The following is a 22,329-nucleotide window of genomic DNA, read 5'->3' as shown; positions in this document are numbered from 1 at the left end:
TCACCTCCGGGGGAGCAGAACATTACGGTGCCATTCGAAAAAAGCAGGCAGCACTGAACGAAGGACGCGGAAAGCCGATATTCCACCGCGCACCGTGCCGATCCGGACGAGTTCATGTTCAGGAGCGTCCACGACCACCCGTACGGCCGCAACCGGGCGCGGTTCGGCGCGCACGGCGCTCAGGAGCGTGGACGCCGACTCCATGTCGACCGCGATCGCGCCCGTCGCGCGCAGGTCGGCCCGCTCGTGTCCGCGTACCACGTGGTCGGAGCCGGTGAGCGGGCCGGTGTGCACGGTGCGCCCCGGCAGGATGCGCACGAGTTCCTTGACCAGCAGGTCGGCGCCGACGCAGGGCACCCGGCCGCGCGGGTCCCGGGTCTCCTCGGCGACGACCAGGTCGCCGGGGTGCATGCCGGGGGCGAGTCCGGCGCAGAAGCCGGTGGCCAGCACGGCCGCGCCGCCGAGCACCGGGCCGGCCAGCACCCGGGTGACGGAGCGTTCCGCCGCTCTGGGGCCCATGCCCGTCCGCAGGACGGTGACCGGCCCGTCGGCCCCGCTGCGGTCGCCCAGGCGCAGGGCGAGGTGCTCGATGCCGAGCGCGCAGGCGATCAGCAGCGGCGCCGGGACGGGCTGCGTGCTCATCAGCTCCCCTCGGCCTCGGTGGACACCGCGTGCGGGACGGGCTTCTTGCTGAACGGCTCTCCGTGCAGGTACCGGCCCAGTGCGGTCAGCGGGAAGACCTGCCGGTAGAGGTGGTAGTTGATCGAGAAGTCCCAGGGGAAGCCGGTGCCGGTGAAGTACGGCTCGTCCCAGGAGCCGTCCTGCCGCTGTGTCGCCGCCAGCCAGGCGACACCGCGTTCGACGGCCTTGGAGTCGCGCTCCCCCGCCGCCAGCAGCGCCATCAGGGCCCAGGCGGTCTGCGAGGCCGTCGAGGCGCCCCGGCCGCTCCAGCGGACGGGGTCCCGGTAGGAGCGCAGGTCCTCGCCCCAGCCGCCGTCGTCGTTCTGCACCCGTTCCAGCCAGGCCACCGCCCGGCGGATCGCGGGATGCCGTGGGGACAGTCCGGCCGCGGTGAGGGCGGGCACCACCGACCCGGTGCCGTAGACGTAGTTGACGCCCCAGCGTCCGAACCACGAGCCCTCCGGCTCCTGTTCGGCCAGCAGCCAGGTGATGCCGCGCCGGGTGCGCGGGTCGTGGGAGAGCCCCTCGACGGCCAGCATCTCGACCACGTGGGCGGTGACGTCGGCGGACGGCGGGTCGATGACCTCGCCGAAGTCGCAGAACGGCAGCCGGTTGGGGAACGGGCTGGTGTTGTCGACGTCGAAGGCGCCCCACGCGCCGTTCTTCGACTGCATCCCGAGGTTCCACCGCACCCCGCGTGCGATGGCGCGGTCCATCCGCTCCGGGTCGTGGTGCGCGACCCGGCGCAGGGCGAGCACCACCTCGGCGGTGTCGTCGATGTCCGGGTAGTTGTCGTTGTGGAACTCGAACGCCCAGCCGCCCGGCGGCAGTTGGGGCCGTCGTTGCGACCAGTCGCCGGGGCGCACGACCTGTTCGCCGAGCATCCAGTCGGCGGCCTTGACCAGTTGCGGATGGTCGGCGGGCACTCCCGCGTCGGCCAGCGCGATGGTCGCCAGGCAGGTGTCCCACACCGGCGACTGGCAGGCCTCGATCATCCGGGCGCCGTCCTCGCGCCACACCGCGTACCGGTCGAGCGACGCGAGCCCGGCCCGCATCACGGGATGTCCGAGGTCGTAGCCGAGCAGGTGCAGGGCGATGACCGAGTACACGGCGGGCGGCTGGATCCCGCCCCAGCAGCCGTCGTTCTCCTGCCGCTCGACGATCCACCGGGCGGCGGAGTTCAGGGCCGCCCTGCGCAGTCTGCGCACCGCGACCGTCCGGTAGCCGCGCACCACCTTGTCGAGCCGCTGGAAGAGGCCGTCCCAGCTGTTCACGGGGGCAAGGGGCCTGGGCGGGTTCGGGTTCGCCGGGTCGGTGTGCAGCTCGTCGAGCGGGAACGGCGCGGGGCGCACCGGGCGCTTCGCCGAGACGACGGTGAGCGGCACGATCGTCTGGCGGGCCCAGCAGCCGAAGTTGTAGATGCTCAGCGGGAACCATTTGGGGAAGAACAACAGCTCGGGCGGCAGTTCGGGCAGGTCCTCCCACTTCCACCAGCCGAACAGGGCCAGCCAGATCCGGGTGAAGACCCGGGCGGCGGCGATGCCCCCCTGGTCGCGGATCCAGGCGGAGGCCCGGGCCATGTGGGGCGCGTCGGGTTCGTCGCCGGCCAGTCGCAGGGCGACGTACGCCTCGACGGTGGCGGAGAGGTCGGGCGGCCCGCCGTAGAAGGTGGCCCAGGTGCCGTCCTCGCACTGCTCGCCGCGGACGAAGAGCGCGGTGGCCCGGGTGGTGGCCTCGTCGCGGATGCCCAGGAACTGGCGGAGCAGCAGGTCCTCGGCGTCCATCGTGACGTTCGTCTCGAGGTCGCCCTTCCACCAGCCCTCGGCGTCCTGCCGGGCGAGCAGGAAGTCGGTGGCGCGTTGCGTGGCGCGTGCGGCGGCTTCTTGTACCCCGGCCGCCACGGGGATGGTGAGGGCGGTTTCGCTGGCCGCGGCAGCGCGGGGCGGCAGGGCCGCCCCGGTGCTTCCGTCGGTCGTCGCTGTCATGGCTTCCCCTTCGTGCAGTGTGCATGTCGTTGCGTCTGCTGTGGGTCCGCCGTCGGCCGGTGCTCTCTCTCCTCGCACACCGGCCGGCGACTACGCGAGGGCTATTCGACCGATAGTGATCATCTCTTTCGTACGACGACGAAGTCGGCGAGCGCCGTGAACCGCTCCCGCACCGGCTCGGGCATGTCCACGGCGTTCAGGGCCTCGATGGCGACCGCGTGCTGCCGGCGTGCCTCCCCGGCGGTCCACTCGCGGCCGCCCGCCTCCTCGATCAGGGCGGCCCGGGCCGCGAACTCCTCCTCGGAGAAGTTGTCGAAGTCGCTGCTCTTGGCGTCCGCGGCGAGGATCTCGCCGAGCCGCTCGGAGGCGGGACCGCCCGCGGCGAGGGCGGCGACCACGGGCAGCGACTTCTTGCGCTGGCGCAGGTCGCTCCAGGTCTGCTTGCCGGTGGCCTCGGGGTCGCCCCAGATGCCGAGGAGGTCGTCGACGGCCTGGAAGGCGAGACCGAGGTGGTGGCCGTACTTCTCCAGGGTGTCCGCGGTGCGCTCGTCGGCGCCGCCGAGCACCGCGCCGATGGAGCTGGCGCAGGCCAGCAGCGCGCCGGTCTTGTTGCCCTCCATCTCCAGGCACTCCTCGACGCTGACCCGGTCGCGGTGTTCGTAGGAGATGTCCTGGGCCTGGCCGTCGATGAGGGCGCGGGTGGCGGTGGTCAGCCGGCGCGTGGCGCGACCGGCCTCGACGGTGCCGAGTTCCAGCAGGATCTCGTTGGCGAGGGCGAACAGGGCGTCGCCGACCAGGATGGCCTGGGCGGGGCCGTGCACCTTCCAGACGGTGTCGCGGTGCCGGCGCTGCTCGTCGCCGTCCATAAGGTCGTCGTGCAGGAGCGAGAAGTTGTGGACCAGCTCCACGGCGACCGCGCCGGGGACGCCGACCTCGGGAGCGGCGCCGGCGACCTCCGCGGAGAGCACGGCGAGCGCGGGGCGCACCGCCTTGCCGCCGTCGCCGTCGGTCGGGTTGCCCTGCGCGTCGATCCAGCCGAAGTGGTAGGCGGCGACCGTGTCCATGGGCGGCGCCAGACGGTCGACGGCCGCCCGCAGCACCGGTGTGGCCAGGGTGCGGCCGCGCTCCAGGAGCGCGGTCACGTCCACCGCGGTCCGCCGGACGGCCGACGTGGCCGGGGGCACAGTGGGCACAGATTCTCCTCTTGTCGCGGTACCGGAGGGGGTGCGGGGGTGTGCCGAGCCGTGCTGATCGAACGTCACCGGGTCCCACCTCGCAGGGGCACGCCGGTCCCCTCCGGCCGTCGGCCGGGGGTGCGGGGGTCGCCCCCCGGGACGATGCAGTGGGCCGCTTCCTCGAAGTCGAAGAGGCGGCGTGGTCGGGGCCGGCCCAGGGCGCCGAGCGCGGCGTCCGCCGCGCTCACACCGCTGCGGACCGCACTCTCCATGGTCGCGGGCCACCCTGTGGCGGTCCACGCTCCGGCCAGGTACAGGCCGGGTGCTTCGGTGCGGGCGCCGGGGCGAAGCCGCCCGACGCCGGGGGCGGGGGCGAACGTGGCGGTCCGCTCCCGGGTCACGAAGAAGTCCTTCACCTCGGCGCGGCGCGCGCCCGGCAGCAGCCTTCGCAGCTCGGGCAGGTACCGCTCGCGCAGGGCGGCGACGGGCTCGTCGATCTCGTCCTGCGCGGCGGACTGGGAGAGGGCGAGGTACTGGCCCTCGCGCAGCCCGGAGGCGTGGGTGCGGTCGAACACCCATTGCACGGGGGTGCCGAGGGCCGCGAAGAAGGGCGCGTCGAGCACCTTGCGGTCGTAGACGACGTGCACGTTGAGGATGGGCGCGGTGCCGATCTCGAGGAGTCGCCCGGCGTCGTGGAGCGCTCCGTCGGGCAGCAGGTCGTAGGCCTCGCGCTGCGGTACGGCGAGCACGACGGCGTCCGTGCGGAGCGTCGCGCCGGGAACCCGCACGCGCCAGGTCCCGTCGTCGTCGGGTACGAGGGAGGTGACGCGGGCACGGACCTCGGTGCGCACGCCCGCGGCGTCGAGCGCCTTGCGGGCCAGCCGGTCGTGCAGCTCGCCCAGCGGGACGTGCGCCCAGCCGATGTCGGCCGCGCCCGGCTCGGAGAGCAGGCCGGTCTTGAACACCATCGCGGCGAGTCCCAGCGAGCAGTCGCCGGCGACCGCGTTGAGGGTGGCGACCCCGACGAGGTCCCACAGGGCCTCGACGGCGCGCGCCGACTGTCCGTGCGCGGTCAGCCAACTGCCGAAGTCCTGGGCGTCCAGGGCCGGATCGGCGAGGTCGAGCCCCTTGAGCGCCAGTGCGGCGCGGCCCACCCCGGCGCGTTCGGCGAGCGAGAGATGCGGATACACGGCGAGGCTGCGCCCCAGATGCAGGGGCACCGGCAGCGCGTCGCGGCGCAGCCTGCCGAGCCGTCGCCCCTCGGGCCTGTCGACGTCGACGACGGGCACATCGAGACGATTCTGCAGCGGCGCGAGCGCGCCGGCGTCGATGCGGTCGAGGAACCACCGGTAGGCGGTGCAGCAGCGCAGGTAGACGTGCTGTCCGTTGTCGACGGTCAGTTCGCCGCGGCGGAAGGAGAAGGCGAGGCCGCCGAGCCGGGGCCGGCCCTCGAGCAGGGTGACGCGCACGCCCGCGTCGGCGAGCGCGAGCGCGGCGGTGACTCCGGCCAGCCCGCCCCCGACGACGACGGCGGTGCGTCCCGCGGGTTCGGGCGCCCGGGCGGCGTCCGCGAGCTGCTCGTCGTTCATCGTGCACCCTTCTGTGCCGGCCGGCCACGGTGCCTGAATGCTGCACCGCAGGCCGTCGCAGTCAGGGACGCCGCGCCGCACCGGAGGGTTGCGCACCGCTTTTCCGCGGTGACGTCACCGCGGTCCACGTGGTCGCCCGGCACGTCCATCAGACGTGCCTCCTGACGCTCCGTCGCGACGCGTGCCGGGCGTCCAGGCCCGACAGGCCGCGCACGGCGACATAGGCCTTCTCCCGGCCGGGCAGCGAGACGCGGCCGCGCAGCACGGCCTCGGGGTCGCGCTCGATGCGGTCGAGGAGCCGGCGGTAGATGCCGGCCATGGCGGCGACGCAGGCGCCGCTGCGCCGGTCGAGCATGGGCAGCAGCCGGTAGCCCTCGGCGAACAGGGCGCGGGCGCGCCGCACCTCGAAGTGGACGAGACCCGCGAAGTCGGAGCCCTCCGGCGGCTTCGGCCCCTCGAACCCGGCCGAGCAGCCGAACTTGGCGAGGTCGTCGGCGGGCAGATAGGTCCGGCCTCCCGCCGCGTCCTCGCGGACGTCTCGGAGGATGTTCGTGAGCTGGAGTGCGAGCCCGAGCGTGTCGGCGTACTCCGGCGCGCGCTCGGCGCCACGCGCCCCCGGCTGGGTGCCGAACACCCCGAGGGAGAGCCGCCCGATGGCGCCCGCCACGCAGCGGCAGTACACCTTCAGGTCGTCCCAGGTCTCGTACGTCTCGCCGCGCACGTCCATCAGCACGCCGTCGATCAGCTCGTCCAGGCCGCCCAGCGGGACCGGGAAGGCCCGGGCCGTGTGCGCGAGGGCGACCGCGACGGGGTCGGTGTCGTCCTCCTCGATCTCGCCCGCGCGGATGCGGGTGAGCAGTGCCCGGGTGTCCTCGAGCCGGGCGCTCTTGACGTCGCCGTCCAGCGCGCCGTCGCCGATGTCGTCGACGCGGCGCGAGAAGGCGTAGAGCGCGGACATCGCGCGGCGTTCGGGCGTGGGCAGCAGCCGGATCCCGTACGCGAAGTTGCGGGCCTGCTGTCCGGTGACGGTCTCGCAGTAGCCGTAGGCGGCGAGTACCGGTGCGGACACGTGCACGGACGACTCCACGGTCCGGATCACCCCTCTCCTCGCAAGGTCACGCCCACCTCGCGCAGCAACTGGAGCTTGCCGGGCTTGGGCGGGCCGGGAAGTACGTCGTACTCGGCGGCGGCGATCGCTCGGATCGCGGCCCTTCCTCCCGCCACGAACCCCGCGAGCAGCAGTCTCAGCCTGCCGTGGACGCTACCCACCAAGGGGGCGCCTTCATTCAGGAGATCGCGCGCGCGTTGCGCCTCGTACGCCACCAGCGCGCGCACCGACGCCCCCGCGCTCGCCGCGGCGAGGTCCGTTTCCCGGACGTGAAAGCGCTTCATGTCCGCGGCGGGCAGGTACACACGGTCGCGGCCGAGGTCCTCGGACACGTCCTGCAGGTGTTCGACGATCTGCAGCGCGGTGCAGATCGCGTCGGAGAGGCGGATCCGCTCGGGGGTCGAGGCGCCGGTGACGGCGAGGACCAGGCGGCCCACGGGATTGGCGGACAGCTCGCAGTAGGCGAGGAGGTCGTCGTAGGTCTCGTACCGCGTGACGATCTGGTCCTGCCGGTTGGCGGCGATCAGGCCGAGGAAGGGCTCGGGACGGAGCGCGCGGCGGCGGACGGCCGGCTGGAGGCGGCGCAGCAGGGGGTGCCGGGGCGTGCCGTCGAAGACCCGTCGCAGATCGGCCTCGAACGCGTCCAGCAGGACCGTGCGGTCAGTCGCCTCGGCGGCCGACACGCCGAGCAGCCGGGCGTCGGCGCCGCCCGGGGCGAGGTCCCCGTCGCCGATGTCGTCGACGAGACGGGCGAAGCCGTAGACGGCCATGAGGTCGTCACGCCAGGCCCGGGGCAGGAAGAAGGGAGCCACGGGGAAGTTCTCGTGCGCGGCCTTGTCCAGCGTGCCGTCCACCGGGTCGCCGGTGCGCGGCGCGACGGACGCCGTCATCCCCGGCCGCCCGCTGCGGAAACGGCGCGGCCCGCGCTGAGCTGGGGAGTTTCCGTAGCCAATGCCGTCACATCTCCCGTTCTACACTGCCGACCCAATACACACTATTTCGGACACGCCGCCCGCACGTCGGCGCGAGGCTTCGGCCGTGGCGCTGAGCGTTATCGCCCCACTTGACGCGTTTCGGGACCGGTCCAGCTTACGTTGTACAACGCAGCCTGGTGCGCAGGGGGTGTTCTGCACATCACAACAACACACCGATTGGCGTCAAGATTCCTTACCCGGAGGGGAGTTGGCGCTTCCTTTGCAGACGCGGGGCCCCGCCGGACAGTTCCGGCGGGGCCCCGACCGGGCGGCCTACTTGCCCGAGAACTTCTCGTACTCCCGCAGGACCTCTTCGGTCGGCCCGTCCAGGCGCAGTTCGCCGCGTTCCAGCCAGAGCACGCGGTCGCAGGTGTCCCTGATCGACTGGTTGCTGTGGCTCACCAGGAACACCGTGCCGGCCTGCTCGCGCAGCTCCCGCACCCGCGCCTCGGAGCGCCTGCGGAACTTGGCGTCGCCGGTGGCGAGGGCCTCGTCGATCATCAGGACGTCGTGGTCCTTGGCCGCGGCGATGGAGAACCGCAGCCGGGCCTGCATGCCGGAGGAGTAGGTGCGCATCGGCAGGCTGATGAAGTCACCCTTCTCGTTGATTCCCGAGAAGTCGACGATCCCCTGGTAGCGCTCCCTGATCTCCTCACGGGACATGCCCATGGCCAGACCGCCCAGGGTGACGTTGCGTTCGCCGGTGAGGTCGTTCATCATCGCGGCGTTGACGCCGAGCAGGGAGGGCTGTCCGTCGGTGTACACCCTGCCGCTCTCCGGCGGCAGCAGCCCGGCGATGGCGCGCAGCAGCGTGGACTTGCCCGAGCCGTTGGAGCCGATCAGGCCGATGGCCTCGCCCCGGTGGGCGACGAAGGAGACGCCGCGCACCGCGTGCACCTTGCGCACGCCGCGCTCCTCACCGCGCTTGACGATCCGGCTGAGGGCGGCGGTGGCGCTGCCCTTCCCGCTCTTGGCGCCGTTGACGCGGTAGACGATGTGGACCTCGTCGGCGATGACCGTCGGGACCCTGCGTCCCGCCCGGTCCCCCGGAAGCGGATCAACCACGGCCGTACCTCTCCTCCGCCTTCCAGAAGTACACGAACCCGCCGACGGCCATGAGGACCGCCCAGCCGCCCGCGACCGCCCACACGTGGTCGGGCAGGTTCTCCGCGCCGTACTCCTCGATGAGCGCGAAGCGCATGAGGTCCATGTAGATGGCGGCGGGATTCCACTGCAGGACGTTCGCCACCCACTGCGGCTTGTCCGCGAGGAAGACGGGGATGGAGAACATCACGCCGGAGGCGTACATCCACGTCCGCATCACGAACGGCATCAGCTGCGCCAGGTCGGGGGTCTTGGCGCCGGCCCGCGCGAACACCAGCGCCAGGCCGGTGTTGAAGCAGAACTGCAGGGCCAGCACCGGGACGATCAGCGTCCAGGACAGGTCCGGGTAGCTGCCCATGCCGATCACCACGGCGAACAGCACCAGCATCGAGTACAGCAACTGCTGGAGCTGCTGCAGCGCGAAGGAGATCGGCAGCGAGGCGCGCGGGAAGTGCAGTGCCCGCACCAGGCCGAGGTTGCCGGAGATCGCCCGGACGCCGCTCATCACCGAGGTCTGCGTGAAGGTGAACACGAAGACGCCCGTGACCAGGAACGGGATGTACACGTCCTTGGGCATCCCGCGGCTGGCGTTGAGGAGCAGGCCGAAGATCATGAAGTACACGGCCGCGTTCAGCAGGGGCGTGGCCACCTGCCACAGCTGGCCCAGCTTGGCCTGGCTGTACTGCGCGGCCAGCTTCGCCCGGGAGAACGCCAGGATGAAGTGACGGCGCCCCCACAGCTGGCGGACGTACTCCCGCAGCGGAGGCCGGGCGCCGCTCACGGCCAGCCCGTACCTGGCTGCCAGCTGCGCCGCCGTGAGGCCCTCGTCGGGCGACGGAAGCGCGCTCACGGCGACTCCGACGTCATGCGTTGTCTCACTCACAGGTAGGAAACCTTCGTCTTCGGGATGCGCAGCCCCTGGGGGACCCGCATGAGCCGGGGGCCCGCGGTACGTCCCGGGGCCCTCAGGGACGAGCTTGTCAGATCACCGGAGGCCGGCCCAGTCGGGTCAGCCGCCACACCGTACGCCACTTCATGGGCCTGCGCGGCCCGCAGGGAGTGCTCCAGCCCTCCCGGAAACCGCCGAACCACGCCTTCAGGGCCGGCCCCGAGGGGCGGCGGGCCAGCGTGAGCAGCATCCAGACCCCGAGGTAGACCGGGACCAGCGGGGCGGGCAGGTTCCGGCGGGCCAGCCACACCCGGTTGCGGGCCACCATGCGGTGGTACACCGCGTGCCGTGAGGGTGCGGTCGTCGGGTGGTGGAGCACCATGTCCGACCGGTAGTCGATCATCCAGCCCGCGTCGAGCGCCCGCCACGCCAGGTCGGTCTCCTCGTGGGCGTAGAAGAACTCGCCGGGGAGACCGCCGACCTGCGCGAGCACCTCCGTGCGGACGGCGTTCGCGCCGCCGAGGAAGGTGGTCACCCGGGACGAGCGCATCGGGTCGGAGGCGCGCAGCCGGGGCACGTGGCGGCGCTGGGTGACGCCGGTGTCCGGGTCGGCGATCCGGAAGCTGATGATGCCCAGTTCCGGATCGGCGTCGAAGGCACGGCGGCACAGTTCGGCGGTGTCCGTGCGGGCCAGCAGGCCGTCGTCGTCCAGGAACAGCAGGATGTCGACGTCGCGGCCGCCGGGCCCGAAGGCCTCGATGCCGACGTTGCGGCCGCCGGGGATGCCGAGGTTCTCGGGCAGCTCGATCGTCCGGACGCCCTCGGGGACTTCCGGGACGGGCGCGCCGTTGCCGACCACGACCACCTCCACCCGGTCGCCGTCCTGCCCCGCGACCGAGTCGAGCAGGGCGCGCAGCTCGCCGGGGCGGTTGCCCATGGTGATGACGACCGCGCCGACCTTCTTCGCCGCGCTCACTTGAGCCTGCTCGAGGCGAGGATGGACACCAGGTGCAGCAGCGTCTGCAGGAGCGCGATGCCCGCCAGCACGGCCACGCCGAGCCGGGAGAAGAACAGGTCGCCGCGCAGCTGGTCGGCCACGGCCAGGACCAGGATGAGCAGGGACGCCTCGATGCCGAGGATCAGCCGGTGGAACTTGAGGGCCGCGGCGGCCCGGCGGGCCAGCGCCATGCCGGAGGAGCGCGGCTCGGACGCCGCCTCCTTGACCGGCGGCAGCCCTCCCTGATGACGGGCGACGCCGACGAGGTCGGTCTCCGCCTTGATCAGGATGGCGCCGAGCGCGGCCAGGGTGCCGAGGAAGGCCCACAGCCAGTCGATGCGCCCGCTGCCCCACAGGTCGGCGGCGCGCAGACCGAAGCCGACGAGCACCGCCGCGTCGGTCAGGTACGCGCCGACCCGGTCCAGGTAGACGCCCGCCAGCGAGTACTGCTTCTTCCAGCGCGCGATCTCGCCGTCCACGCAGTCCAGCAGCAGGTACATCTGGACGCAGACCACGCCGAGCACGGCGCCCGTGATCCCCGGCACCAGCAGGGCCGGGGCCGCGAGCACCCCGAAGACGGTCATCAGATACGTGAGCTGGTTGGGCGTGACCCTGGTGTTCACCAGATAGCGGTCCACCCGCAGGGACACCTCACGCATGTAGAGGCGTCCCATCCAGTGCTCACCGCTGCGCCGGTCCTTCACCCCCGGGGGGTGGACGACCGGTCTGAGTTCAGCTACCGATGGCCTTGACATATTCGGTGTAGACGTCCTTGATCTGGTCGGGCTTGAGGTCGAGGTGTTCGAGGATCGTGTAGCGGCCGGGCCTGGTCTCGGGAGCGAACCCCACGGCGCGGACGAACTCGTCCACCGTGAAGCCGATCTCCTCCGGCAGGACGGGCAGTCCGTGCCGGCGCAGCACCTGGGCCATGTAGGCCGACTCCTCGTGGGCTCCGCGCAGGTACATCGCGAAGGCCGCGCCGAGTCCGCACTGCTCGCCGTGGGCGGCGGCCCGCCGGGGGAAGAGCAGGTCGAAGGCGTGGTTGATCTCGTGGCACGCGCCGGAGGAGGGGCGGGAGTCGCCCGACACCGACATCGCGATGCCGCTGAGCACCAGCGCCTCGGCCAGCACCTGGAGGAAGCCGGTGTCGCCGATGCCGCCCGGGTGGCGCAGCACGGCCTCGCCGGCCTGCCGGGCGATCGCGGCCGCGAGACCGTCGATCTTCTCGCCCTTGACCCGGTTGGCGAGCTCCCAGTCGGCGATCGCCGAGATGTTGGACACCGCGTCGCCGATGCCGGCGCGCACGAACCGCACCGGGGCCTCGCGGATGACGTCCAGGTCGATCACGACCGCGATCGGGTTCGGCACGCCGTAGGAGCCGCGTCCCGCGTCGTTGTCGAGGGTGGCGACCGGCGAGCACAGGCCGTCGTGCGCGAGGTTCGTCGGCACGGCGACCAGCGGCAGGCCCACCCGCGCCGCGGCGAACTTGGCGCAGTCGATGATCTTGCCGCCGCCCAGGCCCACGACGGCGTCGTAACGGCCGGCCTTTATGTCGCCGGCCAGCCGGACCGCGTCGTCGAGGGTGCCGCCGCCCACCTCGTACCAGGTGGCGCCGGACAGGGCCGGGGTGAGCCGCTCGCGCAGCCGGGCGCCCGAGCCGCCGCTGACGGCGATCGCGAGCTTGCCCGAGTGCGAGATGCGCTCGTCGGCGAGGACCCCGACCAGGTCGTCCAGGGCACCCGGGCGGATGTCCACGACGACCGGTGAGGGGATCAGCCGGGTCAGTACTGGCACGCGATCTCCCGTCCGCGGGCGAGATCGTCGTGGTTGTCGATCTCCACCCACTTGACGTCGCCGATCGGCGCCACGTCGATGCGGAAGCCGCGGTTCACCAGTTCCTGGTACCCGTGCTCGTAGAACTGCTGCGGGTCGGTCTCCCACACGGTCTTGAGGGCGTCGGCCAGTTCGGGGGCCGCGTCGCCCTCGATGAGGGTGACGCCGATGTACTCACCGGTGGCCTCGGCCGGGTCCATCAGCTTGGTGATCTTCGTCATGCCCCGCTCGGGGTCGACGACGACCTTCATCTCCTCGTCCGCGAGGGACTTCACGGTGTCCAGCGCGAGGATGATCCGCCTGCCCTCACCACGGGCGGCGAGTAGCGTCCTCTCGACGGAGACCGGGTGCACGGTGTCGCCGTTGGCGAGGATCACGCCGTCCTTGAGCGCGTCACGACCGCACCACAGGGAGTACGCGTTGTTCCACTCCTCGGCCTTGTCGTTGTCGATGAGGGTGAGCTTGAGGCCGTACTTCGCCTCCAGCGCCGCCTTGCGCTCGTACACGGCCTCCTTGCGGTAGCCGACGATGACCGCGACCTCGGTCAGCCCGATCTCGGCGAAGTTGCCGAGCGTCAGGTCCAGGACCGTGGGCTCGCCTTCTATGCCCGCGGGCCCCACCGGCACCAGCGCCTTGGGCAGGGTGTCGGTGTAGGGGCGCAGACGCCGTCCGGCGCCGGCCGCCAGCACGAGGCCGATCATGCGGGTTCTCCTTCATCGTGTACGGCGGGAGCGCCGCCCTTGTGGGCGGACACCCAGAAGCGGATGCTCTCGACGAGCCCCACGACGGCGACGGCCACGGCGAGAACCGTGAGCGCGACCGTGAACTGCGAAGCGGTGAGCAGCGCGGCCAGCACGGCCACGAGCAGCGTCCGCCCCTCCTGCCCCCCGACGGTGCGCACCAGCCAGGCCGGCGGCGCTCCGGCGTCGCCGCGGATGCGGTACACCGTGTCGTAGTGATGGTAGGCGACGGCGGCGACCAGCCCGAAAGCCGCGGGAAGCGCTCCGTCCACGTCGGCCCGGGCCGCCAGGATCAGGATCGTGCCGTACTCGGCGGCGCGGAACAGCGGGGGGACCAGCCAGTCGAGGGCGCCCTTGAGGGGATGGGCGACGGCCTCGGCGGACAACAGGACGTACGCGCCGGCCATCAGGACGACCCACCAGCTCGGGCCCCACATCCAGGCCGCGAGGGTGACCAGCACGGCGCCGACGGCGGCGCTGAGGAGCGCGGTCGGCCGGGGCCTGCCGGGAAGGAAGCGGACCAGCGCCTCGGTCAGCGGCCCGCTGTCCGCGAGGTCCGCGAGCGCCTGCGCCGCCCGGTCCGTCCGCCTGGCCTTGCGGGTGAGGGAGCGCAGGACACGGCCCGCCGTGGTGTACGTCGCCGCGAAGGCGCAGCCGACGAGCAGCGCGTAGAAGGTGATGCGGGGGGTGGTGGCCGCGGTCAGCACGGCGATCATGGCCCATCGTTCGCCGATGGGCAGAACTATCATCCGCCGCACCCAGACCGTCCAGCCGACGCTGTCGAGCTTGTCGGAGAGGGCGGCGGTGGGGCTGGTGTTGGCGGTCGCGTCGTGGTTGGCCTCGTTGAAGGAGAAGTCCACGACGTGCCGGCAGGTCTGCAGGACCATGGCGCCCAGCGCGAGCGCCCACACGTCGTCGCCGCCGCGGGCCGCTCCCAGGGCGAGGCCCGCGTAGTAGGCGTACTCCTTGGCCCGGTCGAAGGTGGCGTCGAGCCAGGCGCCCAGGGTGGAGTACTGCAGGGAGTAGCGGGCGAGCTGGCCGTCGACGCAGTCCAGGACGAAGGAGGCGATCAGCAGGACGCCGGCCGCGACGAACCCGCCGCGGGTGCCGGTGGCCGCGCAGCCCGCCGCGATCAGCGCGGTGATCAGCGAGGCGGTCGTGACCTGGTTCGGGGTCAGGCCGCGGCGGGCGCACCAGCGGGCGATGTAGCGGGAGTACGGGCTGATGAAGTAGGTGGTGAAGAAGCCGTCGCGGGCCTTGACGGCCGACTTCAGGCGCACCGCCTCGTCGTCCAGGGCGGCCACGGCCTGCCGTGCCTCGTTGCGGGTCTGCGGGTCGACCGGCACCTGCGCGACCAGACTGCCCAGTTCGGGGTGGTGCACGTCGGCGCCGTCGGCGTCGAGGGCGGCGACCACGCGGTCGGCGAGGCTCTCGACGGCCAGCAGGGTGCCGCCGCTCGCGGAGTTCTCGCGGGCCATCGCGCGGGTCAGGGCCCGGCGGGCGGCCGGCTGCGCGGTCAGCGCGCCCGGGATCGCGGCGAGCGGGAAGCGGGGATCGGTGAGCCCCAGGCGCAGGGCGTGCTCGTGACCGACGAAGCGGGCGTCCACCACGGCGACGCGCTGGTCGCCGGGGACGGCGGCGAGGAGTGCCTCGGCGTCACCGGCGTCGGAGGCGGTCAGGACGTCGAAGCCGAGGGACCGCAGGTCGCCCTCGATCGACGATCCGGGGACCGGCGAGCCGGTGAGGATGGCGGTCGACAACCGAACTCACTCCCTGGGTCCGGCGCGCTTCACGCCGGTGATGAACGATGGGGGGCGCCCCTTGGCCGCACCGGCGACCTCACCGGCGCCGCACCAGGCGGGCGGCATGTCGGCAGAGGCTATCGGATGCCGGGAAGGCCGCGTTCACCGCCCGTTGCGGCACGGCCGACACGGTCCCCCGGCGCCACCGGCCCCCGGTGGAACCGGCCTTCGCCGAGATCATCATGGGTGATCGGCGGCCCGGCCGACAAACCGCGTCCCCCGGAGCCGACATCCCGGACACCGCCCGCGGCCCGGGCCCTGACCGAGGTCGGCATAGGGTCACAGGCATGACGTGGCTGATCACCGGCGGAGCCGGATACATTGGGGCACATGTGGCGCGGGCCGTGACGGGGGCCGGCGAAAGGGTCGTCGTGCTGGACGACCTCTCGTCCGGCGTCACCGCTCGGCTCGGGGCGGACGTCCCGCTCGTCAGAGGCTCGGCACTCGACGCCGACCTGCTCGGGAAGACCCTCGCGGAGCACGCCGTGACCGGTGTGGTGCACCTGGCCGCGCACAAGCAGGTGGGCGAGTCGGTGGCGCAGCCCACCCGTTACTACCGGGACAACGTGGGCGGTCTCGCCACGCTGCTCGAGGCGGTGGCCGAGGCCGGGATCCGGCGGTTCCTGTTCTCCTCCTCCGCGGCCGTCTACGGCAATCCCGATGTGGACCTCATCACCGAGGACACCCCGTGCGCTCCGGTGAACCCGTACGGCGAGACCAAGCTCGCCGGAGAGTGGCTGGTGCGGGCGGCGGGGCAGGCGCACGGCATCGCGACGACATGTCTGCGCTACTTCAACGTGGCCGGGGCGGCGGCGCCCGAGCTGGCCGACACCGGGATCTTCAACGTCGTGCCGATGGTCTTCGACCGGCTCACCCGCGGCGAGGCCCCGCGGATCTTCGGCGCCGACTACCCGACGCCGGACGGGACCTGTGTGCGCGACTACATCCACGTGGCGGACCTGGCGGAGGCCCATCTCGCGGCGGCCCGGCGGCTGAGCGCGCCGGACGCGGCGGGCGACCTGACGGTGAACATCGGCCGGGGCGAGGGCGTCTCGGTGCGCGAGCTGGTCACCCTCATCGGCGAGGTCACCGGCGACACCCGCCCGCCCGTCGTCGAGGGACGCAGGCCCGGGGACGCGCCGCGCGCCGTGGCCGCGGCGGACCTGGCGGCCCGGGAACTGGGGTGGACGGCCCGGCGAGGGGTGCGGGAGATGGTCGGGTCGGCGTGGCAGGGCTGGCGGCTGCACCGCCCCTGACCTGGTGGAGCTGCCCTGACCTGCACTTCGTTTCCGCAGGTCAGGGCACATGACAACGGTGTTCAGTGCCGCGTTGCCGGATACCCCCCACCCGTAGTTCACTGTGAGCCCGGGCAGCGCACGGATCACGGGAAGGCTGTATCCATGGGGGCTGGGCACGACCACGGCCACACGCACGCGCAGGTGCCGCCCACCGGCACGGCCGCGGCGGCGTACCGCGGCAGGCTGCGCGGCGCTCTGGCGATCACGCTCGGCGTCATGGTGGTGGAGATCGTCGGCGGGGTGCTCGCGGACTCCCTGGCGCTGGTCGCGGACGCGGCGCACATGGCGACGGACGCCCTGGGGCTGGGCATGGCGCTGCTCGCCATCCACTTCGCGGGCCGGCCGCCGAGCGCGAACCGCACCTTCGGGCTCGCCCGCGCCGAGATCCTGGCCGCCCTCGCCAACTGCCTGCTGCTGCTCGGGGTGGGCGGCTACGTCCTGTACGAGGCGGTCCAGCGGTTCTTCACGCCGGCCGCCACCGAGGGCGCACTGATGATCTGGTTCGGCGCGATCGGCCTGGCGGCGAACATGGTCTCGCTGACCCTGCTGATGCGCGGCCGGGCGGAGAGCCTGAACGTGCGCGGGGCGTTCCTGGAGGTGGCCGCCGACGCGCTGGGCTCGGTGGCGGTGCTGATCTCGGCGGTGGTGATCCTGACCACCGGCTGGCAGACCGCCGACCCGATCGCCTCGCTGGTCATCGGCCTGATGATCGTGCCGCGGACGGTGAAGCTGCTGCGCGAGACGCTCGACGTGCTGCTGGAGTCGGCCCCGAAGGACGTCGACATGGCCGAGGTGCGGTCCCACATCCTCGCCCTGGACGGGGTGGAGGACGTCCACGATCTGCACGCCTGGACGATCACCTCCGGCATGCCGGTGCTGTCGGCGCACGTGGTGGTCAGTTCGGAGGCGCTCAACGCGATCGGCCACGAGAAGATGCTGCACGAGCTCCAGGGCTGCCTGGGCGACCACTTCGACGTGGAGCACTGCACCTTCCAGCTGGAGCCGAGCGGGCACGCCGAACACGAGGCGCGGCTCTGCCACTGAACGCTCTCTGGCCGCGCCACCCGATTCATACAGAAGTTCGATGCGGTTCCGCGGACCCGTCACCGGGCAAGATCACCTCCGGGGTCCCCGCCGCGCCGACGGGACACGCGCGCGGGACATGCGCGCTTTCCCGCGAACGGCCGGGAGCGCCGGGCGAGTGCGGCAGACTGGGACGCGAGGACCGATGCTAAGGATGGGTATGCCGATCACACCTGCCACCGCGACACACGACTCGTCGAACGGGATCGCCGAAGCGATCTTGCTGGAGCTGGTCGACGAGAACGGCGTCACGATCGGCACCGCGGAGAAGCTCGCCGCCCATCAGCCGCCCGGGCAGCTGCACCGCGCGTTCTCGGTGTTCCTCTTCGACGAGCGGGGCCGGCTGCTGATCCAGCAGCGCGCGCTCGCCAAGTACCACTCCCCCGGCGTGTGGTCCAACACCTGCTGCGGCCACCCCTACCCGAACGAGGCGCCGTTCGCGGCGGCCGCCCGGCGCACCCATGAGGAGCTGGGCGTCTCCCCGTCACTGCTCGCCGAGGCGGGCACCGTCCGCTACAACCATCCGGACCCGGACTCGGGCCTGGTGGAGCAGGAGTACAACCACCTGTTCGTCGGGCTGGTGCAGTCCCCGCTGCGGCCGCAGGCGGACGAGGTCGGCGACACGGCCTTCGTGACCCCCGCCGAGCTGGCGGAACGGCACGCGAAGGAGCCGTTCTCGTCCTGGTTCATGACCGTCCTGGACGCGGCACGGCCCGCGGTCCGCGAGCTGACCGGCCCCTCGGCCGGCTGGTGAGGCTCAGGGCGTCCGCACGGGCTTGAGCGGCAGGGCGGCCCAGATCACCTTGCCGCCGCCCGCCGTGTGCTCGACGTCGCACACCCCGCCCGCCTCCCTGGCGATCTCCCGTACCAGGAGCAGTCCCCGGCCGCCGGTGCGGCCGTGATCGGCCTCCAGGGCGGTCGGGCGGTAGGGGTGGGCGTCCTCCACGGCGACCCGCACCCACTCGGCTCCGACGGCGACCTCCACCGCGAGCACCGGCGACAGCAGGGCCGCATGCCGGACGGCGTTGGTCACCAGCTCGGAGACGATCAGCAGGAGCCCCTGGGTCAGGTCGTCGGAGAGCGGTACCCCCTGGCGGTACAGCAGGTCCCGCACGGCGTGCCGGGCCTGCGGGACCGAGGCGTCCACGGCGGAGGCGGTGAACCGCCAGACGCCTTCGTAGGGCAGCGGGCGCGGCACGGACTCCCCGGCGGGCTCGGGGAGTGCGCCTGGTCCGCCCTCTGGGCGTGGGTCGGGCCCGCGCCCGTGATCGTCCATCGTCCGGTCCCCGCCCTCGCGCTCGATTGTCGCCACATCCGAAATGTTGACGACGAGGCGGTCCGCTTCGGATGACTGAACAGAAGTCAGCAGTTATCGAGCGTTTTCGACCACATCCGGGAGAGCAGGGCGACCGCAGGACCGTTTCTTTCGCGTTCACGCCACCTTCGCGCCCTCTTCGGGTCGTACGGGTCCGGCGGCGACGCTCTTCCCGTTTTGGCTCCTTTTGCCGCCGATGCCGTTCCCGCACCGGTCGGCCCACGTGATCATGGGACGAACCGGGCGGTTAGCATCCGGGGAATGGAGCCCGAACTGCTGCACGGCGTCACGGACGCGGTCGCCACCGTCGTCCTGCACCACCCTGCGAAGCGCAATGCCATGACGGCCGCGATGTGGGCGGGGCTGCCCCCGCTGCTGGACGCCCTGGCCGCCGACCCCGCGGTACGGGCGCTGGTGCTGACGGGGGCGGGCGGCACGTTCTGCGCGGGCGCCGACATCTCCACGCTGCAGGACTCTCCGGACGAGGCGCAGGCGCTGGCGGTGCGGGCCGAGGAGGCCCTGGCGGCGTTCCCGAAGCCGACGCTGGCCGCCGTGCGGGGCTACTGCGTCGGCGGCGGCGCCCAGCTGGCCGCCGCCTGCGACCTGCGGTTCGCCGAGGAGGGCGCGCTGTTCGGGGTGACGCCGGCCCGGCTCGGCATCGTCTACCCGTCCTCCGCCACCCGGCGACTGGTGTCCCTGGTGGGGCCCGCCACCGCCAAGTACCTGCTGTTCTCCGGCGAGTTGATCGACTCCGGGCGGGCGCTGCGCACCGGTCTCGTCGACGAGGTGCTCCCCGCGGACGCGCTCGACGAGCGGGTCGGCGAGTTCACCCGCCTGCTGACGTCGCGCTCGCAGCTGACCCAGGCCGCCGCCAAGGAGTTCGCGAACGGCCGCACCGACCGGGACGCCCACTGGAGCGCGCAGGCGCGCGGCAACGGCGACACCGCGGAAGGCGTCGCCGCGTTCCTGCAGCGCCGGGAGCCGCACTTCACCTGGAGCACGCCGGGCTGGGACGGCCGCGGCCGGATGACCGCGCCCTGATCCATGATTGTCGGCGCCACCTGCCACAATTGCCGCGCAACCTCAGTGGAGAAGGCGGTACGGGATCGTGACGACACCCGGGTCCATCGAAGCAGGATCCATCGAAGGCAGGATCGCCGAGGAACTCGGCGTACGGGAGCGGCAGGTCAAGGCCGCCGTGGAGCTGCTCGACGGCGGCTCGACGGTGCCCTTCATCGCCCGCTACCGCAAGGAAGCGACCGAGATGCTCGACGACGCGCAGCTGCGCACGCTCGAGGAGCGGCTGCGCTACCTGCGGGAGCTGGAGGAGCGGCGGTCGGCGGTCCTGGAGTCGGTCCGTGAGCAGGGCAGGCTCACCGACGCGCTCGAGGCGCAGATCCGCGGCGCGCAGACCAAGGCGCGCCTGGAGGACATCTATCTCCCGTTCAAGCCCAAGCGGCGCACCAAGGCGCAGATCGCGCGCGAGGCGGGTCTCGAGCCGCTCGCCGACGGCCTGCTCGCGGACGCCTCGGTCGACCCGCACGCGGCCGCCGCCGCGTTCGTGGACGCCGACAGGGGCGTCGCCGATCCGCAGGCCGCGCTGGACGGCGCGCGGGCCATCCTCACCGAGCGGTTCTCGGAGGACGCCGACCTGATCGGCGAGCTGCGCGAACGCATGTGGGCGCGCGGGCGGCTCGCCGCCCGGGTGCGCGAGGGCAAGGAGGAGGCAGGCGCGAAGTTCGCCGACTACTTCGACTTCGCGGAGCCGTTCACCGCGCTGCCCTCGCACCGGATCCTGGCGATGCTGCGCGGCGAGAAGGAGGACGTCCTCGACCTCGTCCTGGAGCCGGAGGAGCCCTCCGAGCAGCCCGGCCCCTCCTCGTACGAGCCCGTGATCGCGTCGAGGTTCAAGATCGCCGAGCGCGGTCGCCCCGGCGACAAGTGGCTGAGCGACACGGTCCGCTGGGCGTGGCGCACCCGCATCCTGGTCCACCTCGGCATCGACCTGCGGCTGCGGCTGCGCACGGCCGCCGAGGACGAGGCCGTGAACGTGTTCGCCGCCAACCTCCGCGACCTGCTGCTCGCCGCCCCGGCCGGCACGCGCGCGACGCTGGGCCTGGACCCCGGCTTCCGTACGGGCGTGAAGGTCGCCGTCGTCGACGCGACCGGCAAGGTCGTCGCCACGGACGTGATCTACCCGCACGTCCCGGCGAACAAGTGGGACGAGGCGATCGCGGGGCTCGCGCGGCTGGCGAAGGAGCACGCGGTCGACCTGGTCGCCATCGGCAACGGCACCGCGTCCCGCGAGACCGACAAGCTGGCCGGCGAACTCATCGCGAACCACCCGGAGCTGCGGCTCACCAAGGTGATGGTGTCCGAGGCGGGCGCCTCCGTGTACTCGGCCTCCGCCTTCGCCTCCCAGGAGCTGCCCGACATGGACGTGTCGCTGCGCGGCGCCGTGTCGATCGCCCGCCGGCTCCAGGACCCGCTCGCCGAGCTGGTGAAGATCGACCCCAGGTCGATCGGCGTCGGCCAGTACCAGCACGACCTGTCCGAGGTGAAGCTGTCGCGTTCGCTGGACGCGGTGGTGGAGGACTGTGTGAACGGCGTCGGGGTGGACGTCAACACGGCCTCGGCGCCGCTTCTCTCGCGGGTGTCCGGCATCTCCTCCGGTCTCGCCGAGAACATCGTGGCGCACCGGGACGCCAACGGGCCCTTCACCTCCCGCTCCGAGCTGAAGAAGGTGGCCCGGCTCGGCCCGAAGGCGTACGAGCAGTGCGCCGGCTTCCTGCGGATCCGCGGCGGCTCCGACCCGCTCGACTCCTCCAGCGTGCACCCCGAGGCGTACCCGGTGGTGCGGCGCATGGTGAAGACCTCCGGCCAGGAGGTGGCCGCCCTGATCGGCAACACGGGCGTCCTGCGCTCGCTGCGGCCGGCGGACTTCGTGGACGAGACGTTCGGGCTGCCTACCGTCACCGACATCCTCAGGGAGCTGGAGAAGCCCGGGCGCGACCCGCGGCCCGCCTTCAGGACGGCGACCTTCAAGGACGGCGTGGAGAAGATCTCCGACCTCGCCTCCGGGATGGTCCTGGAGGGCGTGGTGACGAACGTGGCGGCCTTCGGGGCGTTCATCGACATCGGCGTCCACCAGGACGGACTGGCACATGTCTCCGCGCTGTCGAAGACGTTCGTCAAGGACCCCCGGGACGTCGTCAAGCCGGGCGACATCGTCAAGGTGAAGGTGCTCGACGTCGACATCCCGCGCAAGCGGATCTCGCTGACGCTCCGGCTCGACGACGAGGCGGCACCGCAGGGCGGGCAGCGCCAGCCCTCCGGCGGGGGCCGCTCGCAGCGCGGCGGCGGACGACCGCCGCAGCAGCGGCAGCAGGGCGGGCAGCGCGCGGGCGGCGGAGGCGGCGGCGGTTCACGCCAGGCTCCGCCGCCGGCCAACAGCGCGATGGCCGACGCTCTGCGCCGAGCGGGTCTGACCGACCCGAAGAAGGGCAGTCGCTGACGACACAGTGAAGGAGCGGGCCGGGACCGCGGGCGGACGCACCGCGGCCCGGACGGCTCGTACAGAGGCCGCATGGATGCTTTCCGGGTCCTCAGCCGGAGCATGTGGGCCGGCGACGGCCACGAGAGCGCGTGGACCGGGGCGGGCGACGGCGCGCTTCGGGCCCGGGGGCGGGCGGTGCCTCCGCAGCGACATCGTCCTCGGCCCGGACGGGTACGTCTTGGACCACCCCGGGCTCGCCA

The 22,329-nt window shown here is 72.5% G+C and carries 20 protein-coding genes; 5 read left to right on the top strand and 15 right to left on the bottom strand.

Annotated features, from left to right (window positions below; genetic code table 11):
- From C6376_RS34835 to C6376_RS34775, 14 genes are all read right to left on the bottom strand, one after another.
- On the bottom strand, positions 1–642 hold the full coding sequence (locus C6376_RS34835) for a 1-hydroxy-2-methyl-2-butenyl 4-diphosphate reductase (protein WP_107447054.1): 642 nt from the start codon (positions 640–642) through the stop codon (positions 1–3).
- Complete coding sequence (shc, locus tag C6376_RS34830; protein ID WP_107447053.1) at positions 642–2,666, bottom strand: squalene--hopene cyclase; 2,025 nt, start codon at positions 2,664–2,666, stop codon at positions 642–644. The genes C6376_RS34835 and shc overlap by 1 nt, the downstream gene beginning before the upstream one ends.
- A gap of 119 nt (positions 2,667–2,785) precedes the next feature.
- Positions 2,786–3,850: a polyprenyl synthetase family protein gene (locus tag C6376_RS34825; protein WP_173985943.1), complete on the bottom strand. Its 1,065-nt coding sequence runs from the start codon at positions 3,848–3,850 to the stop codon at positions 2,786–2,788.
- 74 nt (positions 3,851–3,924) lie between these two features.
- Complete coding sequence (gene hpnE, locus C6376_RS34820) at positions 3,925–5,430, bottom strand: hydroxysqualene dehydroxylase HpnE (RefSeq protein WP_107447051.1); 1,506 nt, start codon at positions 5,428–5,430, stop codon at positions 3,925–3,927.
- Positions 5,427–5,579: a DUF6380 family protein gene (locus C6376_RS46580; RefSeq protein WP_367881068.1), complete on the bottom strand. Its 153-nt coding sequence runs from the start codon at positions 5,577–5,579 to the stop codon at positions 5,427–5,429. Before C6376_RS46580 ends, hpnE begins: the two co-directional genes overlap by 4 nt.
- Positions 5,579–6,529, bottom strand: a complete 951-nt coding sequence (gene hpnD / locus C6376_RS34815) for a presqualene diphosphate synthase HpnD (RefSeq protein WP_107447050.1) — start codon at positions 6,527–6,529, stop codon at positions 5,579–5,581. The genes C6376_RS46580 and hpnD overlap by 1 nt, the downstream gene beginning before the upstream one ends.
- A complete protein-coding gene (gene hpnC / locus C6376_RS34810) occupies positions 6,526–7,428 on the bottom strand; it encodes a squalene synthase HpnC (RefSeq protein WP_107447049.1) in 903 nt (300 codons plus the stop codon). Before hpnC ends, hpnD begins: the two co-directional genes overlap by 4 nt.
- A gap of 357 nt (positions 7,429–7,785) precedes the next feature.
- Positions 7,786–8,577 carry an ABC transporter ATP-binding protein gene (locus tag C6376_RS34805; protein WP_107447048.1) on the bottom strand — a complete coding sequence of 264 codons (792 nt, stop codon included), beginning with the start codon at positions 8,575–8,577 and terminating at the stop codon, positions 7,786–7,788.
- Positions 8,570–9,499, bottom strand: a complete 930-nt coding sequence (locus tag C6376_RS34800) for an ABC transporter permease (protein ID WP_057582726.1) — start codon at positions 9,497–9,499, stop codon at positions 8,570–8,572. The genes C6376_RS34805 and C6376_RS34800 overlap by 8 nt, the downstream gene beginning before the upstream one ends.
- Positions 9,500–9,596: 97 nt before the next feature.
- On the bottom strand, positions 9,597–10,481 hold the full coding sequence (locus tag C6376_RS34795) for a glycosyltransferase family 2 protein (RefSeq protein WP_107447047.1): 885 nt from the start codon (positions 10,479–10,481) through the stop codon (positions 9,597–9,599).
- Positions 10,478–11,257, bottom strand: a complete 780-nt coding sequence (locus C6376_RS34790; protein WP_107449362.1) for a CDP-alcohol phosphatidyltransferase family protein — start codon at positions 11,255–11,257, stop codon at positions 10,478–10,480. The genes C6376_RS34795 and C6376_RS34790 overlap by 4 nt, the downstream gene beginning before the upstream one ends.
- Positions 11,235–12,296, bottom strand: coding sequence for an iron-containing alcohol dehydrogenase family protein (locus tag C6376_RS34785; RefSeq protein WP_107447046.1), 1,062 nt, complete (start codon positions 12,294–12,296; stop codon positions 11,235–11,237). The genes C6376_RS34790 and C6376_RS34785 overlap by 23 nt, the downstream gene beginning before the upstream one ends.
- Positions 12,284–13,036, bottom strand: a complete 753-nt coding sequence (locus C6376_RS34780) for a sugar phosphate nucleotidyltransferase (RefSeq protein ID WP_107447045.1) — start codon at positions 13,034–13,036, stop codon at positions 12,284–12,286. Before C6376_RS34780 ends, C6376_RS34785 begins: the two co-directional genes overlap by 13 nt.
- Positions 13,033–14,835 carry a DUF5941 domain-containing protein gene (locus tag C6376_RS34775; RefSeq protein ID WP_107447044.1) on the bottom strand — a complete coding sequence of 601 codons (1,803 nt, stop codon included), beginning with the start codon at positions 14,833–14,835 and terminating at the stop codon, positions 13,033–13,035. Before C6376_RS34775 ends, C6376_RS34780 begins: the two co-directional genes overlap by 4 nt.
- A gap of 329 nt (positions 14,836–15,164) precedes the next feature.
- Here C6376_RS34775 and galE point away from each other — a divergent pair, with 329 nt between their 5' ends.
- The 3 genes from galE (at position 15,165) to idi (ending at position 18,012) form a co-directional block, all read left to right on the top strand.
- Positions 15,165–16,133 (top strand): UDP-glucose 4-epimerase GalE, encoded by a 969-nt coding sequence (gene galE / locus C6376_RS34770; RefSeq protein WP_107447043.1) that lies wholly within the window; start codon positions 15,165–15,167, stop codon positions 16,131–16,133.
- 144 nt (positions 16,134–16,277) lie between these two features.
- Positions 16,278–17,219 carry a cation diffusion facilitator family transporter gene (locus C6376_RS34765; RefSeq protein ID WP_107447042.1) on the top strand — a complete coding sequence of 314 codons (942 nt, stop codon included), beginning with the start codon at positions 16,278–16,280 and terminating at the stop codon, positions 17,217–17,219.
- Positions 17,220–17,418: 199 nt separating this feature from the next.
- A complete protein-coding gene (gene idi, locus C6376_RS34760) occupies positions 17,419–18,012 on the top strand; it encodes an isopentenyl-diphosphate Delta-isomerase (protein ID WP_107447041.1) in 594 nt (197 codons plus the stop codon).
- A gap of 3 nt (positions 18,013–18,015) precedes the next feature.
- Here idi and C6376_RS34755 read toward each other — a convergent pair whose 3' ends face one another.
- On the bottom strand, positions 18,016–18,534 hold the full coding sequence (locus C6376_RS34755; RefSeq protein ID WP_107447040.1) for an ATP-binding protein: 519 nt from the start codon (positions 18,532–18,534) through the stop codon (positions 18,016–18,018).
- 300 nt (positions 18,535–18,834) lie between these two features.
- On the opposite strand from C6376_RS34755, the gene C6376_RS34750 reads away from it, so the two are divergent.
- Both C6376_RS34750 and C6376_RS34745 read left to right on the top strand, forming a co-directional pair.
- Complete coding sequence (locus C6376_RS34750; RefSeq protein WP_107447039.1) at positions 18,835–19,614, top strand: enoyl-CoA hydratase/isomerase family protein; 780 nt, start codon at positions 18,835–18,837, stop codon at positions 19,612–19,614.
- Positions 19,615–19,681: 67 nt separating this feature from the next.
- Positions 19,682–22,087 (top strand): Tex family protein, encoded by a 2,406-nt coding sequence (locus tag C6376_RS34745; protein WP_107447038.1) that lies wholly within the window; start codon positions 19,682–19,684, stop codon positions 22,085–22,087.
- The last annotated feature ends 242 nt before the right edge of the window (positions 22,088–22,329 follow it).

The sequence above is a fragment of the Streptomyces sp. P3 genome (assembly GCF_003032475.1).
GTDB lineage: Bacteria > Actinomycetota > Actinomycetes > Streptomycetales > Streptomycetaceae > Streptomyces.
This window is presented reverse-complemented; position numbering and strand designations above follow the sequence as displayed.

Coding starts and splice junctions, on each gene's coding strand:
- shc (WP_107447053.1), bottom strand. CDS start 2,666: ATGACAGCGACGACCGACGGAAGCACCGGGGCGGCCCTGCCGCCCCGC.
- C6376_RS34835 (WP_107447054.1), bottom strand. CDS start 642: ATGAGCACGCAGCCCGTCCCGGCGCCGCTGCTGATCGCCTGCGCGCTC.
- hpnE (WP_107447051.1), bottom strand. CDS start 5,430: ATGAACGACGAGCAGCTCGCGGACGCCGCCCGGGCGCCCGAACCCGCG.
- galE (WP_107447043.1), top strand. CDS start 15,165: ATGACGTGGCTGATCACCGGCGGAGCCGGATACATTGGGGCACATGTG.
- C6376_RS34750 (WP_107447039.1), top strand. CDS start 18,835: ATGGAGCCCGAACTGCTGCACGGCGTCACGGACGCGGTCGCCACCGTC.
- C6376_RS34755 (WP_107447040.1), bottom strand. CDS start 18,534: ATGGACGATCACGGGCGCGGGCCCGACCCACGCCCAGAGGGCGGACCA.
- C6376_RS46580 (WP_367881068.1), bottom strand. CDS start 5,579: ATGGACGTGCCGGGCGACCACGTGGACCGCGGTGACGTCACCGCGGAA.
- C6376_RS34780 (WP_107447045.1), bottom strand. CDS start 13,036: ATGATCGGCCTCGTGCTGGCGGCCGGCGCCGGACGGCGTCTGCGCCCC.
- C6376_RS34790 (WP_107449362.1), bottom strand. CDS start 11,257: ATGTCAAGGCCATCGGTAGCTGAACTCAGACCGGTCGTCCACCCCCCG.
- C6376_RS34765 (WP_107447042.1), top strand. CDS start 16,278: ATGGGGGCTGGGCACGACCACGGCCACACGCACGCGCAGGTGCCGCCC.
- idi (WP_107447041.1), top strand. CDS start 17,419: ATGCCGATCACACCTGCCACCGCGACACACGACTCGTCGAACGGGATC.
- hpnC (WP_107447049.1), bottom strand. CDS start 7,428: ATGACGGCGTCCGTCGCGCCGCGCACCGGCGACCCGGTGGACGGCACG.